General features: G+C 65.8%; 16 protein-coding genes. 11 read left to right on the top strand and 5 right to left on the bottom strand.

Annotated features, from left to right (window positions below):
* Positions 1 to 537: DUF6101 family protein (locus AC0L3K_RS22310; RefSeq protein ID WP_473366915.1), on the top strand; the 537-nt coding region annotated here is incomplete at its 5' end.
* On the opposite strand, the gene ubiA is transcribed toward AC0L3K_RS22310, so the two are convergent.
* Both ubiA and AC0L3K_RS22320 read right to left on the bottom strand, forming a co-directional pair.
* The gene (ubiA, locus tag AC0L3K_RS22315) at positions 534 to 1,466 is read right to left on the bottom strand and encodes a 4-hydroxybenzoate octaprenyltransferase (protein ID WP_473366916.1); all 933 of its coding nucleotides are present in this window, start codon (positions 1,464 to 1,466) and stop codon (positions 534 to 536) included. The two genes, AC0L3K_RS22310 and ubiA, sit on opposite strands and share 4 nt — an antisense overlap.
* Positions 1,463 to 2,122: a hypothetical protein gene (locus tag AC0L3K_RS22320; RefSeq protein WP_473366917.1), complete on the bottom strand. Its 660-nt coding sequence runs from the start codon at positions 2,120 to 2,122 to the stop codon at positions 1,463 to 1,465. The genes ubiA and AC0L3K_RS22320 overlap by 4 nt, the downstream gene beginning before the upstream one ends.
* A 210-nt stretch (positions 2,123 to 2,332) precedes the next feature.
* On the opposite strand from AC0L3K_RS22320, the gene AC0L3K_RS22325 reads away from it, so the two are divergent.
* The 6 genes from AC0L3K_RS22325 (at position 2,333) to AC0L3K_RS22350 (ending at position 8,353) form a co-directional block, all read left to right on the top strand.
* On the top strand, positions 2,333 to 3,085 hold the full coding sequence (locus tag AC0L3K_RS22325; protein ID WP_473366918.1) for a 16S rRNA (uracil(1498)-N(3))-methyltransferase: 753 nt from the start codon (positions 2,333 to 2,335) through the stop codon (positions 3,083 to 3,085).
* A gap of 132 nt (positions 3,086 to 3,217) precedes the next feature.
* On the top strand, positions 3,218 to 4,369 hold the full coding sequence (locus AC0L3K_RS22330; protein WP_007596942.1) for an ATP phosphoribosyltransferase regulatory subunit: 1,152 nt from the start codon (positions 3,218 to 3,220) through the stop codon (positions 4,367 to 4,369).
* 3 nt (positions 4,370 to 4,372) lie between these two features.
* Positions 4,373 to 5,350 carry an ATP phosphoribosyltransferase gene (hisG, locus tag AC0L3K_RS22335; RefSeq protein WP_018453440.1) on the top strand — a complete coding sequence of 326 codons (978 nt, stop codon included), beginning with the start codon at positions 4,373 to 4,375 and terminating at the stop codon, positions 5,348 to 5,350.
* Positions 5,351 to 5,462: 112 nt separating this feature from the next.
* Positions 5,463 to 6,539, top strand: a complete 1,077-nt coding sequence (locus AC0L3K_RS22340) for a glycosyltransferase family 2 protein (RefSeq protein WP_473366919.1) — start codon at positions 5,463 to 5,465, stop codon at positions 6,537 to 6,539.
* A complete protein-coding gene (locus tag AC0L3K_RS22345; RefSeq protein ID WP_473366920.1) occupies positions 6,536 to 7,381 on the top strand; it encodes a ChbG/HpnK family deacetylase in 846 nt (281 codons plus the stop codon). Before AC0L3K_RS22340 ends, AC0L3K_RS22345 begins: the two co-directional genes overlap by 4 nt.
* A 135-nt stretch (positions 7,382 to 7,516) precedes the next feature.
* On the top strand, positions 7,517 to 8,353 hold the full coding sequence (locus AC0L3K_RS22350; protein ID WP_219685365.1) for a DUF2076 domain-containing protein: 837 nt from the start codon (positions 7,517 to 7,519) through the stop codon (positions 8,351 to 8,353).
* Positions 8,354 to 8,426: 73 nt separating this feature from the next.
* Here the strand turns inward: AC0L3K_RS22350 and AC0L3K_RS22355 are convergent, their stop codons facing one another.
* Positions 8,427 to 9,227, bottom strand: coding sequence for a L,D-transpeptidase (locus AC0L3K_RS22355; protein WP_007596951.1), 801 nt, complete (start codon positions 9,225 to 9,227; stop codon positions 8,427 to 8,429).
* A gap of 314 nt (positions 9,228 to 9,541) precedes the next feature.
* Here AC0L3K_RS22355 and AC0L3K_RS22360 point away from each other — a divergent pair, with 314 nt between their 5' ends.
* On the top strand, positions 9,542 to 10,321 hold the full coding sequence (locus AC0L3K_RS22360; protein ID WP_007596952.1) for a protein phosphatase CheZ: 780 nt from the start codon (positions 9,542 to 9,544) through the stop codon (positions 10,319 to 10,321).
* 168 nt (positions 10,322 to 10,489) lie between these two features.
* Here the strand turns inward: AC0L3K_RS22360 and AC0L3K_RS22365 are convergent, their stop codons facing one another.
* Positions 10,490 to 11,011 (bottom strand): hypothetical protein, encoded by a 522-nt coding sequence (locus tag AC0L3K_RS22365; RefSeq protein WP_007596953.1) that lies wholly within the window; start codon positions 11,009 to 11,011, stop codon positions 10,490 to 10,492.
* Positions 11,012 to 11,324: 313 nt separating this feature from the next.
* On the opposite strand from AC0L3K_RS22365, the gene AC0L3K_RS22370 reads away from it, so the two are divergent.
* From AC0L3K_RS22370 to AC0L3K_RS22380, 3 genes are all read left to right on the top strand, one after another.
* The gene (locus tag AC0L3K_RS22370) at positions 11,325 to 11,621 is read left to right on the top strand and encodes a co-chaperone GroES (RefSeq protein ID WP_007596954.1); all 297 of its coding nucleotides are present in this window, start codon (positions 11,325 to 11,327) and stop codon (positions 11,619 to 11,621) included.
* A gap of 146 nt (positions 11,622 to 11,767) precedes the next feature.
* Entirely contained in the window at positions 11,768 to 13,399 is a 1,632-nt protein-coding gene (gene groL, locus AC0L3K_RS22375; protein ID WP_027520435.1) for a chaperonin GroEL, read from the top strand.
* A gap of 203 nt (positions 13,400 to 13,602) precedes the next feature.
* The gene (locus AC0L3K_RS22380; protein WP_473366921.1) at positions 13,603 to 14,814 is read left to right on the top strand and encodes a hypothetical protein; all 1,212 of its coding nucleotides are present in this window, start codon (positions 13,603 to 13,605) and stop codon (positions 14,812 to 14,814) included.
* Positions 14,815 to 14,971: 157 nt separating this feature from the next.
* Here AC0L3K_RS22380 and AC0L3K_RS22385 read toward each other — a convergent pair whose 3' ends face one another.
* Complete coding sequence (locus AC0L3K_RS22385; RefSeq protein WP_473366922.1) at positions 14,972 to 15,370, bottom strand: META domain-containing protein; 399 nt, start codon at positions 15,368 to 15,370, stop codon at positions 14,972 to 14,974.
* Positions 15,371 to 15,461 lie beyond the last annotated feature (91 nt).

A 15,461-nucleotide genomic window follows, 5' to 3' on the forward strand; every position in this document is an offset into this window, starting at 1 on the left:
CCATCCACCCCCCCCGCGGGCCCCACCCCCCCCCCCCCCCGCCCCCCCCGGGGGGGGGCGCCCCCCCCCCCCGCGCCCCCCCACCCCCTTTCCCTTCCGGTCCGCTTCGATGCGCATGATCCGCGCGCCGACGGATATGTCCGGCAGATCGAGCTTCATCGCGAACGTGTCGTGCTGCACCGTGCCGTCCGCGGCATGCGGATGGCGATCAACGTCCGCGTCAGCGACTTCATCGGCGTCGCGCTGCGCGGCAACGACGAGGCCCAGACCCTCGTCCTCGTGCATCGCGATCCCTCGCTCTCCATTCCGCTGCTGGTCAGCGCCGATGGCGACGAACTCGTTGAGGCCTGGGCGATCTGGAGCGAGCTGTTCGCGCTTCCGCAGCTCGACGAAGGCGCACGCCAACCCGCGCCGCGGCGTCGCCGCGCCAACGCGATCCGCCACCGCCGTCCGAAATTTCTGATGCGCCGCCGCACCGGTGTCGCACGCGAGTTGTCGGTGCATCGCGACGAGCGCGAGATCATCGCGCGGAGTTAGGCCGCTCGCAGCACCGCGTCGGCCAGCAAACCCGCAAACAGCAGAAATCCCGCGTCGCGGTTCGAATAGAACAGGCGTTTGCAGAGATCGCCGTCGCTGATATTCAGCCGCGCGATCTGCGAGGCCAGATGCACGGCGAAGGCCCCAAGTCCGAGCCAGGCCGGCCAGCGCGCATCGCCCGACGCCAGCGCCACGCCGATCAGCAGCACCGCCAGGCCGTAGAACAGGATCAGCGCCTGGTGCGTATGCGCGCCGAACAGGCGCGCGGTGGACTTGATGCCGATCAGCGCATCATCCTCTGCGTCCTGATGCGCGTAGATCGTGTCGTAGCCGATCACCCAGGAAATCGCGCCGGCATAGAGCACGAGTGCGGTGACGTCGATGCGCCCGAAGGTGACGGCAAATCCCATCAGGGCGCCCCAGGAGAACGCAAGCCCGAGCACGATCTGCGGCCACCAGGTGATGCGCTTCATGAACGGGTAGATCGCGACGATCAGCAGTGAGGCAATGCCGGTCAGGATCGCGAAGCGGTTGAACTGCAGCAACACCACGAGCCCGATCAGCGCCTGCGCGACCATGAAGGCCAGCGCCTGCTTCGCGCTCACCTGGCCCGACGGCAGCGGTCGCGAGCGGGTGCGCTCGACCTTGTCGTCAAGATCACGGTCGGTGATGTCGTTCCAGGTACAGCCTGCCCCCCGCATCACGAAGGCGCCGATGAAGAACAGGACGATGGTGAGCGGCAGCCCGCGGACGTCATGCGCCATGCCGGCGGCGAGCGCCGCCGACCACCAGCACGGCATCAACAGGAGCCAGGAGCCGATCGGACGATCAAAGCGGGACAAGCGCAGATAAGGCCGCGCCCATTGCGGCGCACGCGTATCGACCCAGTTGCCGGTGGAATCGGCAACTCGGGCGGATGTGTCGCTCATCGCGTCAGGACGTTGCCGTTGAGTGTATCGAAGGTGCTGCCGCCCTTCTTGCCGGCATTGGCCTCGGGCGCCGAGCCCGAACCCAGCACTTCGCTCAGCGACGGACCGGCCGGTCCGCGCGGCTGGTTCTGCATCTGCTGCGCGACGTTGCAGACCTTCGCCGTCATGGCCTCGGTGTTCTTGTGGCCGTCCTTCATCTGCGCGCCGACCTGCGCCGGAATCCCGCATTTCGAGGCGTTGGCCTCGATGTACTTGATCATCTTGGTCTCAGCCTGGCTGAAGTTGCGGATCAGCTTGCAGGCCTCGTCAGGCGGAGCGTGACGGTCGCTCGCGGCCTTGATCAGCTTGCCGCGCTTTTCGGCATCCTCGCGCAGAGGCATGAAGGCCTTCATGCAGTCCTCGCCGGGACCGGCTTGCGTCGGCGGCGCCGCGCTGAAGGCGCCGGCGCCACCGACAGGCGCGGCGCCGTTCACGGGGAAGGACGATTGCGGCGCGCCGCCGACGGAGGCGACGGGCGCCGAGCCGTTCACGGGCGGAAACGCGGAACTTGTTGGGGCCTGGCCCGGCAGCGGCGCGGGGAAACCCTGCGCATAGGCACAAACGGGGCCCATCGTGACCATGGCGGCAGTGATCGGAACCATCAAATGACGGATCATCAAGGCAGTCTCTCCGGCAGGAGCTTGCGGGGTTCGGCGTCTTCCCAATTGAAGCGCAACCAGCGTGCTCGCGATTTTACGATTCCCGCCGGCCCTTAACAACCCGTTGAATAGGGCAGGAGCGCGGCGCGCCGACGCACCATTTTGGCAAAATTTACCCCGAAACTACTGCTTTCGGTTAAGAACGGCGGCAAATCGGACCTTTGAACCATGCCCTCCCACGATTTCCGCGGCCCCCGCCTGTTCGTCGATGCTCCCCTTGCCCAGGACGGCAGGGTCGAGCTCGACCGCGACCAGAGCAATTATCTCGGCAATGTGCTGCGGCTTGCCGCCGGGGCCGAAGTCTTGGCATTCAACGGCCGCGACGGCGAATGGCAGGCCGCCATCGAAGGCCGCAAGCGGCCGGACGGCCTCGTCATCCTCCAGCAGACCCGGCCGCAGGACCGGCTGCCCGACCTCTCTTACGTCTTCGCCCCGCTCAAGCACGCCCGGCTCGACTATATGGTGCAGAAGGCCATCGAGATGGGCGCTGCCTCGCTTCAGCCGGTTCTGACCCGGTTCACCCAAGCTTCCCGCGTCAATACCGAGCGGATGCGCGCCAATGTCGTCGAGGCGGCCGAGCAATGCGGCATTCTCAGCATCGCCACCGTTGCCGAGCCGATGCCCCTGGAGCGCTTCCTCAGTCAGCGCGCCGCCGGCAGGCTGCTGATCTTCTGCGACGAGGCGGCGGAGCTCGAAAACCCCATTCAGAGCCTGCAAGGCGCAGGCGCGGCGGAGGGAATCGACGTGCTGATCGGCCCCGAAGGCGGCTTTGCCGGGGAAGAGCGCGCGCTGCTGCTGCGGCAGCCGAAAATCCTGCGGCTGGCGCTGGGACCGCGGATCATGCGGGCCGACACGGCCGCGGTGGCCGCGCTGGCGCTGGTGCAGGCGGTGCTGGGCGATTGGCGTGGCAAAATGGCCTGATGCCGATATTGGCCGACCGTTAAGCGATTGATCCTTTGGAGGTCGAAACCGCTTTCGGGCCATGCTAAGGCCTGCGGCAATTCGCTCCCCTTGCTTGCCCTGCCCGGTTCCACCGGGACGATGGACCCCGACATGACCGCGACTGCCACCTCAAATGCTGCCGGCTCCGCCGCCTGGGCGGACACGCTGCTGCTGTCGTTCGCGCAGGCGGGCTATGTCAGGGCCGAGCCCGCGATCCTGCAGCCGGCCGAACCGTTCCTGGATCTCTCCGGCGAGGACATCCGCAAGAGCCTGTACCTGACCACGGACCTCTCCGGCGAGGAGTTGTGCCTGCGCCCGGACCTGACCATTCCGGTGGCCCGCGACTACCTCAGCTCTGGCCGTGCCGGCCAGCCGGCCGGGTTCAGTTATCTCGGCCCGGTGTTTCGCTACCGCAACGGCCAGAGCAACGAATTCCTGCAGGCCGGCATCGAATCGTTCGGCCGCCAGGACCGCGCCGCGGCCGATGCCGAGATGCTGGCGCTGGCGCTGGAGGCGACCGCCGCCTTCGGCGTCCGCGACGTCGAGATCCGCACCGGCGACGTAGCGCTGTTCAACGCGCTGCTCGACGCGCTCAACCTCTATCCGGTCTGGCGCCGCCGCCTGGTCAAGGATTTCAACCGCAAGATCAGCCTGGAGCAGGATCTGGAGCGGCTGGCAGCCGCGACGACCGCGACCCGCAGCGAATATGAGGGCGTGCTCGCGGCGCTCGCCGGCTCCGACCGCAAGGCGGCACTCGCTTTCGTCACCGATCTGATGTCGATCGCCGGCACCACCAATGTCGGCGGCCGCAGCACGGCCGAGATTGCCGACCGCTTCCTCGAGCAGTCGACACTGAAGGGCGGTGCGCTGCCGCGCGAGGCCATCGCCGTGCTCAAGCGTTTCCTGTCGATATCGGGTAACCCCGATGACGCCGTCGCCGAGCTGCGCGCGCTCACCAATGACGCGAAGCTCGACCTCAGTGCTGCGGTCGACCAGTTCGAAAGCCGGGTCGGCTTCATGGCCGCGCGCGGCATCGATGTGAAGGGAACGCGCTTTTCGACCGCGTTCGGACGCGGGCTCGACTACTACACCGGCTTCGAATTCGAGCTGCATCACCGCGGCAACGGGGCCGAGCCGCTGGTTGCCGGCGGCCGCTATGACGGGCTGATGACCCAGCTTGGATCGGCCGAGCCGATCCCTGCGGTCGGTTTCTCGGTCTGGGTGGATGCGCTGACCCGGATCGGCCGCAAGGTGGGAGCTTAAGTCATGAGCGCGCCATTCGTTCTGGCCGTTCCCTCCAAGGGCCGCCTGCAGGAAAACACCGAGGCCTTCTTCGCCCGCGCTGGGCTCAAGCTGTCGAAGGCGGGCGGCGCCCGCGACTATCGCGGCACGCTCGCGGGCCTCGACAATGTCGAGGTCGCCTATCTCTCGGCGAGCGAGATCGCCTCGCAGTTGTCCCGCGGCTCGGCGCATCTCGGCGTCACCGGGGAGGATCTGGTGCGCGAGACCATCGCGGACGCCGACAAGCGCGTCTCCCTGATCGAAGGCCTCGGCTTCGGCTATGCCGACGTCGTCGTCGCGGTGCCGCAGGCGTGGATCGACGTCCGCACCATGGCCGACCTCGACGACGTCACCACCGGCTTCCGCGAGCAGCATCACATGCGGATGCGGGTCGCGACCAAGTTCATCAATCTCACCCGCGCCTTCTTCCAGAGCCAAGGCATCACCGATTACCGCATCGTCGAAAGCACGGGCGCGACCGAAGGCGCGCCGGCCGCCGGCAGCGCCGAGTTGATCGTCGACATCACCACGACCGGCGCGACCCTCGCCGCCAACGGATTGCGGGTGCTCGACGACGGCGTGATCCTGCGCAGCCAGGCCAATCTGGTCGCCTCGAGAGACGCCGATTGGTCGCCGCAGGCACGGGAGACCGCGCGAATCATCCTCGATCACATCGCGGCGCGGGCGCGGGCCAACAAATACCGCGAAGTTCGCACCCGCTTCCGCCAGTGCGACGCGGCCATGCTCACCGAGGCCCACGAGCGCTTCGGCGTCGAAGCCCCGTTCGGCGGACCGACCTCGTCGGGCATGCTCACGCTGCACTGCCCGCCGGGCCAGCTCTATGCACTCGCGAGCTTCCTGCGCGGGCATGGCGCCGAGACCGTCTCGGTGGTTTCGCTGGATTACGTGTTCGACCGGGAGAACCCGCTGTTCGCCAGGCTCGAGGCGTTCCTGCGGCAGTGAGCCCAAAGTTTGTTGAGCAATTCCGTTCAGCGTAGCGACAGCAAACGGCAGCTACCATATGCTGTCGGGATGACCTTGCAAGAAAACCTGATCGCCTCTGGAACCTTGATTCATGACGCTGGGCTCTGACGTTTCCGGCATGACGACCACCGCGGCCAGCGCCGCCGCGAAGGGACTGTCGATTGTCGTCCCGCTCTACAACGAAGCGGCGGGTCTCGCCGCCCTGCACCAGCGCATCTGCGATCTCGCAAAGACCTTGCGGCAGCGCTATCGCCTGGCTTGCGAGATCGTTTATGTCGACGACGGCAGCGCGGACGCGACACTGTCGATCGCCCGCGCACTGCCGGCCGACGCGGTCGACGTCCAGGTGGTGTCGTTGTCGCGCAATTTCGGCAAGGAGGCCGCGCTGATGGCCGGCCTCGACCATGCCCGGCTCGGCGCGGTGCTGTTCATGGACGGCGACGGCCAGCATCCGCCGTCGCTGGTCGAGCGACTGGTGCGGCACTGGATCGAGGACGGCTACGACGTCGTCTATACCGCCAAGGCGCATCGCGACAACGAGCCCTTCCTGCGGCGGCTCGCCGGACGCGGCTTCTATGCGCTGATCAATTGGGGCGCGCGCCAGAAGATACCAGAAGACGCCGGTGACTTCCGCCTGCTGTCGCCGCGCGCCGTCGCAGCACTGAGGCAGCTGCCCGAGCGCAACCGCTTCTTCAAGGGCCTCGCGAGCTGGATCGGCTTCCGCCAGATCCGCGTCGATTACGAACCGGCGCCGCGCACCCATGGCGTGACAACCTTCAGCGCCGCGCGCCTGCTTGGTCTTTCGATCGAAGGCGTCACCTCGTTCTCGGTGGCGCCGCTGCGCTTCGCCAGCCTGCTCGGCGTGATCCTCGCCGGCGGAGCGTTCCTGTTCGGTCTGTCGATCCTCTGGGAGGTCCTGACCACCGGCAAGCAGGTGCCCGGCTATCCCTCACTCGTGATCGGCCTGATGACGATCGGCGGCGTGCAGCTCATCATGATCGGCATCGTCGGCGAATATATCGGCAAGATCCTGTCCGAGCTGAAGGCGCGCCCGATCTACTTCGTCGCCGAGCACAGTGAAAAGCATTTCGAAACCGACAAGGCCCAGGATGCTTCAAGCCAGGACGCTTCAAGCCTGGACGCCTCGAAGAGGACGGCGGCCGAATGAGCGCGGCCGCGCCGCCACGGCGGATCTGGCTCTGCGCCGACGATTACGGCATCAGCCCGGGCGTCAATCGCGCCATCCGCGACCTGATCGAACGCGGCCGTCTCAACGCGACGTCGGTAATGATGGTGGGACCTGCGGTCGAGCGCAGCGAGATCGAGGCGCTCCAGGCGGCGGCGCAAGCGAGCCCGCGCTGCGCGATCGGATTGCACGTGACATTGTCGGCACCGTTCCGGCCGCTCACCATGCATTTCCGCCCGCTCGACGGCGACATGTTTCTCCCGTTTCCGAAGCTGCTCCGCGCCGGTCTTGCGCGAAGGCTCGACCGCGAGTTCTTTCGCAACGAGGTCAAGGCGCAGCTGGCAGCCTTCGCGAAAGCGTTCGGGCGCGCGCCTGACTTCGTCGACGGTCATCAGCATGTGCAGCTCTACCCGCAGGTGCGCGACGGCTTTGTCGACGCAGTCGCCGAAGCCGCGCCAAAAGCCTGGGTGCGCCAGGGCGGCCGCGACCTGCCCCTGATGCAGCGGCTGGCCTCGCCGAAAGCCATGGTGCTGGATATCCTCAGCGCGCAATTCCGCCGCCGTGCCGGCAGCGCGGGCCTCAGCTTCAATCCCGGTTTCGCCGGCGCCTATGATTTCACGCAAGCGGCCGATTTCGGCGCGCTGATGCGGCATTTCCTGGAAGGCCTGCCGGATGGCGGCCTCATCATGTGTCATCCCGGCTTCGTCGACGACATCCTCACCGGGCTCGACCCGATGACGGATGTCCGCGAACGCGAGCACGCCTATCTCGCCGGCAATGCCTTCGCGCGCCTGCTGACGGACAGCGGCGTCACGCTGGGGTGAACCGGTGGAAGTTTGCGAGAAAGCCGCCCGCGAGGCAGCTTGTCGCATACCGAAATTTAATCCTGCCGGCACTGTTGGGGCCACAATGGAACCCTACATCTGCCTCGCGCTTGTTTTGCGCAAGGGAGACTGACCATGACGCCGCAGGAACGCCAGCTCGTCGACGAGCTTTTCGATCGGCTTTCGAAACTGGAAAATGCACCGCGCGATCCCGACGCGATCGCCGCAATCTCCGACGGCCTGCGCAAGGCCCCCGGCGCTGTCTATGCGCTGGTTCAGACCACGCTGTTGCAGGACGAGGCGCTGAAGCGCGCCCACAACCGCATCCAGGAGTTGGAGGCGGGGCAGGCGCCCGAGCAGGCGCAGTCCGGCGGTTTCCTGGACACCATGCGCGACACGCTGTTCGGCGGGGGTCCATCGCGCGGCTCGGTTCCGAACGTACCGCCGCGTGACTCGCGGCCGGTCTGGAACAGCGGCCAGGCGATGCAGCAGCCTCAGCCCGGTTACGGCCAGCCGCCTTATGGGCAGGCATACGGTCAGGGTCCAAATCAGGGTCCAGGCCAGGGCTATGGCGCGCCGCCGGTCGGCGGTGGCGGCTCGTTCCTCGGCACGGCGGCGGCAGCCGCGGCCGGCGTCGTCGGCGGCTCGCTGCTGCTGTCCAGCATCCGCGGCATGATGGGCGGACCGCACCAGCAGGCTTTTGGCGACACCAATGCCCTGGGCGACCGCAGCGCTGGTGGAGGCCCCTGGAGCGGCGGCGACCAGTCCGGCGGATCGCTCGCGCGCGATGCCGGCCTCGACGACATCGGCTCGAACCGCGACCGCGGCGATGCGTCCCGCCAGGGCTTCGCCGACCACGCATCGAACGACGACCAGAATTACAACGATCAGAACGACAATGACGACAATGTCGACCTCGCCGACGACGGCGATTTCGGCGGCGGAGACGATGGCGGCAGCGATTACGCCTGACGCTTCTTACCCGTGCTCCAAACGAGAACGGCCGCCGATGAGGCGGCCGTTTTTGGTTCCGGGCACTATGCGCCTACATCACGACGACCTTGGTGCCGACGTTGACGCGGCCATAGAGATCGATGACGTCTTCGTTGCGCATGCGGATGCAGCCCGAGGAGACGTTGGTGCCGATGGTCCAGGGCTCGTTCGAACCGTGGATACGGTAAAGCGTCGAGCCGAGATACATCGCGCGCGCACCGAGCGGATTTTCCGGGCCGCCTTCCATATGCCTCGGCAGGTCGGGACGGCGCGCGATCATTTCCGCCGGCGGCGTCCAGGCAGGCCATTCGCGCTTGGCCGTGATCGACTTCACGCCGGACCAGGTGAAGCCGGGACGCCCGACGCCGATGCCGTAGCGCATCGCACGACCGCTGCCCTCGACCAGATAGAGGAACTTGTTCGGCGTATCGACCACGATCGTGCCGGCGCTTTCGTTGCCGCTATAGTCAACGAGTTGTTTCTCGAATCTCGGATCGAACTGACGCTGCCGCGGATCGACCGCCTCCTGCTGGAGACCTGCGCCCTGTGTCTGCGGCTCGCCCATCGGCGGCAGGCGACGCTGGTCATAATAACCAGGCTGCTGTTGGTACACCGGCTGCTGCGGAGCGTAGGCCGGACCGCGGCCGGGCCCGTCGCCGAAGATGAACTCGATGAAGCCGCCGCCCATGTTCGAATTGGAGGCGACACGCACCGGCGCAGGCGGCACCTGCGGCTGGTACAGCACCGCGGGCGGATCGTTCGGCACGCTATTGTCGAAGGCGCTGGCGCTGTTGACGCCGGCAATGAAGGTGCAAGCGCTGCCAAGCAGCGCAACAGACATTTTCTTGAACATCGACGTACTCTGTACTGTTTCGTCTAGATCACATGCGTCGTGGCGAGGTGATGGCTGATCCGCACCCGCGACGTGGTCAATAAAGAGCAAAAGCCGTTTTGTTTGGTAAACGGAAACGCCATTTCGATTCACCACGTCGTCGGCAGCGGTGCAATTTGGCGATCAGCGTTTATTTTCGATGAACGCCGCGCACGCATGGTTAATCGCCCGTTTGCAAGCCGTCGCGCACAACCGCACGACAGTTCCGGCTGTGAACTTCGTGTTAAATCGCTTCTGCCTACAAAGACGCGTGAGTGAGGTGGGGGGAGTTCTTGATGGCTATTCACCGCAAACGTTTTCGTGTCGAAGAGGCTATTGTCGGCGAGATGCCAAGCCCCGAAATGATTGAGGAGGCTGCGCCGATGCATAGCGAGATCATGGCCGAGTTGCGTGCGATCCGTGCACAGATGGCGAAGGGCACCGTGCCCTTGTCCGGCAGCGCCGCCATGGCGGCGATCGACGCCTCCACCGCCCATGAGCTCTCCGAAGCCCGTACCATGCTCGATACTTACCGGGCGCAGATCGAGCAGTGCGAGAAGCTGAAGGTCGAGCTCGACCTCATCCACGACGCCATCGACCGCACCAAGCGCGAGATCGCGACACTGCATGGCAAGAGCTTCGACGGCGGCGAAATGGCCAAGGTCAATGGCGAGCTCGGCGCGGTCGTCGGCGGCACCGAACAGGCGACCCAGCAGATCCTCGAAGCCGCCGAGTCGATCGACCAGGCGGCCAGCGCGATGGCCAAGGTGCAATCGGCCGATCAGCAGAAGCGGCTCGCCGACGATATCCAGGAACGCGTCATCTCGATCTTCGAAGCCTGCAACTTCCAGGACCTGACCGGCCAGCGCATCAGCAAGGTCATGAGCACGATGAAGTTCATCGAGCAGCACATCAATTCCATGATGGAAATCTGGGGCGGTGTCGACGCGATCAAGTCCCACGTCGTGCCGCAGGTCGACACCCGCAGCGACGACGACAAGCTTCTCAACGGCCCGAAGCTCGCCGGCGACGTCGGCCACGCCTCGCAGGACGACATCGACGCGCTGTTCGACTGAGTGGACGCGACGCTACGGAAAACAAAACGCCGGCGAGAGCCGGCGTTTTTTTGTTTTGGACGTCATTGCGAGCGAAGCGAAGCAATCCAGATTGTGTCCGCGGAGACAGCCTGGACTGCTTCGTCGCTTCGCTTCTCGCAATGACGAGTGGCTAGGCCGGCGCCGCGATCACGCCCTCGGCGCGCAGCGGACGTAGACCATGTTGCCGTAGCGGGTGGCGGCGTCCTTGTCGATGAAGCGGGTGATGAGGACGCGACCGTCGAAGGAGACGATCTCGCGGTCCTGCTCGCCGGGCGTCGGACCCGCCGGCCCGATATAATTCTTGCCGCTGGGCGACCCCTTCAGCCGCAGCTCCTGCGGTGTTGCCTGGTCCGCCAGATGCATGATCACGCCGCCGGAGGAGCCGGCGGTGATCACGTAAGGATTTTTGCATTGGGCCCGGGCGGCAGCCTCGGTGCGGGCGCGGTCGGCCGGGTTCTGGAACGAGGCGAGGCCCCAGCGCCCAACGATCTCGTCGGCGCGGATCGACGCGGGCATTTCCGGACCGGTGCCGGGCTCGGCCTCGGGGGGCGGTGAGGACGAAGAAAAGGACGGCAGGCTCATGCCGCCGCCGCAGGCGCCAAGCAGCAGCGCCAGGCAAGAAGCCGCCGCCAGATTGGCGACCGTGCGCGCGTGAGCTGAACTGATCATGGCATTCCCCCGGACAAAACCATGGCCGCACCCCTTCCGCAGCCAAGCGCAAAACCGCTGCCGGAGCAATGACGTCCTTTAATACGCCGGCGCCCCGAACAAGTTTCCAATGTCACCATCCTATATCCGTCTCACCAATCGCTTAACCACCTTTGCTTGACAGGATCGCGGCCAAGCCATATTCCCGGACGCACCATTAGCACTCTGAAAGATGGATTGCTAACGCGCGCCGATCGATCCTCGGGAAGGGTAGACGGAAGCGCCGCCCGCCCACTTTCACTCCTTCCGAAGCGAGCCTCCAAAGGGAAACGTCATGACTAAATCCAAATTTCGTCCGCTGCATGACCGTGTCGTGGTCAAACGTATCGACGCCGAGTCAAAGACCAAGGGCGGCATCATCATTCCGGACACGGCCAAGGAAAAGCCGTCCCAGGGCGAAGTCGTCGCCGTCGGCCCCGGTGGCCGCGACGAGGCCGGCAAGCTGATCCCGATCGACCTCAAGGTCGGCGACCGTGTGCTGTTTGGCAAGTGGTCGGGCACCGAGGTCAAGATCGACAACGATGAGCTCCTGATCATGAAGGAGTCGGACATCATGGGCGTGATGGCCTAAGGCCAGACGCCTGAACGGCCGCTGAATGCATGCCCGGGTCACTCGATCCGGGCATGCATCATTCCGCCGGGTTCGATCGCGGACCCCGGAATGAGGCGGCCCAACAAACAAGACACATCACGAAAAAAGAAGAGGAATTGCAGACCATGGCTGCCAAAGACGTCAAGTTTTCCGGAGACGCGCGCGATCGCATGCTGCGCGGCGTCGACATTCTCGCCAACGCCGTCAAGGTGACGCTCGGCCCGAAAGGCCGCAACGTGCTCATCGAGAAGTCGTTCGGCGCGCCCCGCATCACCAAGGACGGCGTCACCGTCGCCAAGGAGATCGAGCTCGAGGACAAGTTCGAGAACATGGGCGCCCAGATGGTGCGTGAGGTCGCCTCCAAGACCAACGACCTCGCCGGCGACGGCACCACCACCGCGACCGTGCTGGCCCAGTCCATCGTGCGCGAAGGCGCCAAGTCGGTTGCCGCCGGCATGAACCCGATGGACCTCAAGCGCGGCATCGACATCGCGGTCGCAGCCGTCGTCAAGGACATCGAGAAGCGCGCCAAGCCGGTCGCCGCCTCTTCCGAGGTCGCCCAGGTCGGCACCATCTCGGCCAACGGCGATGCTGCCATCGGCAAGATGATCGCGCAGGCGATGCAGAAGGTCGGCAACGAGGGCGTCATCACCGTCGAGGAGAACAAGTCGCTCGACACCGAGGTGGACATCGTCGAGGGCATGAAGTTCGACCGCGGCTATCTCAGCCCCTACTTCGTGACCAACCCCGAGAAGATGACCGCCGAGCTCGAGGACGCCTACATCCTCCTGCACGAGAAGAAGCTGTCCGGCCTGCAGGCCATGCTGCCGGTGCTGGAAGCCGTGGTGCAGTCGGGCAAGCCGCTCGTCATCATCGCCGAGGACGTCGAGGGCGAGGCGCTGGCCACTCTGGTCGTCAACCGCCTCCGTGGCGGCCTGAAGGTCGCCGCCGTCAAGGCGCCGGGCTTCGGCGACCGCCGCAAGGCCATGCTCGAGGACCTCGCGATCCTCACCGGCGGCCAGCTGATCTCCGAAGACCTCGGCATGAAGCTCGAGAACGTTACGGTGAAGATGCTTGGGCGCGCGGGCAAGGTGGTGATCGACAAGGAGAACACCACGATCGTCAAGGGCGCCGGTAAGAAGCCGGAAATCGAGGCCCGCGTCGGCCAGATCAAGGCCCAGATCGAGGAGACCACCTCGGATTACGACCGTGAGAAGCTCCAGGAGCGTCTCGCCAAGCTCGCAGGCGGCGTCGCGGTGATCCGCGTCGGCGGCGCCACCGAGATCGAGGTCAAGGAGAAGAAGGACCGCGTCGAGGATGCGCTCAACGCCACCCGCGCCGCGGTGCAGGAAGGCATCGTCCCCGGCGGCGGCGTCGCGCTGCTCCGCGCCAAGAAGGCGGTCGGCCGTCTGACCAATGCCAATGCCGACGTCCAGGCCGGCATCAACATCGTGCTGAAGGCGCTGGAAGCCCCGATCCGCCAGATCTCCGAGAACGCGGGCGTGGAAGGCTCGATCGTCGTCGGCAAGATCCTGGAGAACAAGTCCGAGACCTTCGGCTTCGACGCCCAGACCGAGGAGTATGTCGACATGGTCGAGAAGGGCATCATCGACCCCGCCAAGGTGGTGCGCACCGCGCTCCAGGACGCCGCCTCGATCGCCGGCCTGCTGGTGACCACCGAGGCCATGGTCGCCGAGTCGCCGAAGAAGGACGCCGCGCCCGGCATGCCGGCCGGCGGCGGCATGGGCGGCTTCTAAGGCCCGCCCGTTCCATTGCAGTGTTGCGAAGGCCGCCTCCGGGCGGCCTTCTTTTTTGGCAATCGTGCCCCGTGCTTTCCAATTCAACCGGCGGCCAAAACCCACTACGGTGACGCCCGATTCGAATTGTTTGGGCATGATCTGATCGGAAAACCGCTCCACATTTTTCCGGATCATGCCCCATTGCCTCAGGGATTTCCTCGATGCGCGCGCTTGTGTTTTGCTCCACGGCCGTTCTGGCGGCTCTGCTTGCAGTTTCGCCTGAGGTCGCATCCGCCCAGATGAAGCTGTCGCCGAAGGCCACGGCGCCCGGCGGCGTCGAGACGCGCTATTTCACCTCGATCGACGGGCTGATGGACGGCAATGCCGACGTGATCCTGAAGGAGACACGCCAGGGCAAGACCGTCACCGCAGCCGTGCTCGACGTCTGTTATCCCGTCGCGAAGAATTCCGACCGCAAGGACCGCTTCGTCGTCAATCTCCAGGTCGCCGGCCAGAACCTGACGGGTACGACGCAGAGCCTCGGCGCGAAAGCGCCGGTCACCGTCAAACTGCTGCGCAAACAGGCCGGAGACACCTTCGAATTCCGCGGCCAGATCAGCATTGGCCAGGCCGTGACCGAGGTCACCTCGCCCGACAATTCCGATCTCAGCGAGAAGGAATTCCTCGACAACCAGACCTCCGACGACGGCATCACGCCGCAGCCGAAGGATTTCACCGACGTCTCGCCGGAAGCGATCGCGGTCAAGGTCAAGCTGGATGCCGCGACCGAGTTCCTCAAGAGCCTGAAGGGCCAGGACGTCGAGGTGACGCTGGCGAGCCTCACCGTCGGGTGCGACGCGCTGCGCGCGGGCGAGCAGACCATCAACATGTCGGTCGATCCGGAGCGCGCCAGCGCGCTGCTGGCAAAATTCAAGGCGACGCCCGGCGTCACCGCCGCGGGCTGGACCGCGGGCATGACCGAGATGGACCGCACCATCCGCATTGCCGCCGCCGATTGGCGCGAGGGCGACAAGATCAACCGCGACAAGCTCGCGGCCGCGGTGGCCGGCGTGCTGAGCAGGACGCTGGCGGCAAAGCCGGTCTCACAAGGCTTCAACCCGGCGACCGGCAAGCTCAAGCTGGTGTTCAAGCGGCCGAACCAGGATTTTCCGGCGCTCGAGCTCACCGACACGATCGAGGTCGCGGGCCTCGTCTCGCCCGACAAGCCCGGCACGACCGACAAGCTCATGCTCTGGGTCGGGAATCCCGTGACCACGACCACCGACGAGAGCAGCGGTGCCAAGCTCAATCTCTCGGACGAAGCGACCGCCGACGAGGAAGGCGATCAGCCCGACGACAACGGTTCGGTCGAGGCGCTCGCCAAGGAGCTGAAAGGCCAGCGCTGGGACGCCGACAAGTCGGTGTGGAAGTAGCCCGCTGAACTATCGTGCCCCGGACGCAGTGCGGCACGTCAGTGATGCGCTGCTGAGCCGGGGCCCAGAAGCCGCGCACGAGATCGACGATAGATAACTGGGTCCCGGCTCTGCGCAGCAGCGTTGCACGCTGCAGCGCGTCCGGGACGCGAGAGATCTAATTCCCGTTGACGCGGAAGCGCAGCGGCTTGGGGCCGACGAGCGTGAGCACGTCGCCCTGGCGCTTCCAAGTCTCGACGCTGCCCAGCGCTGCAACGAGATCGTCGTCGGCCTGGGCCCGCGCCGGCGGGCAGGAGCGGTCCTGGATCTGGCCGGGCACGAAGATCACGGTGTTGCCGGCGACCGAGAACTGGCCCTGGCCACCCTTGCACCAGAGCTCCAGCACGACCTCGCCATTGTCGCTGATCTCGATGTTTGGAATCCGCTTCGAGCCCGGCTGCGGCAGCGCCTCCAGCGTCATCTCGGTGCCGAACGGAAAACCGTCCTCCGCACGCGCGAGCGTGGACATCGCCAGCATTGCAACCGCCGCGCACACCGTCTGCCTGAACGAAACCATGAGACCTCTCGACCGACCTGATTTGCGGCACCTTCTATAAGACGGCGGCGCCGTTGAGAAGGTTCGCCCATGCACGACGCAAAAATCCCCG

The sequence above is a fragment of the Bradyrhizobium sp. MI1.10 genome, assembly GCF_055811035.1.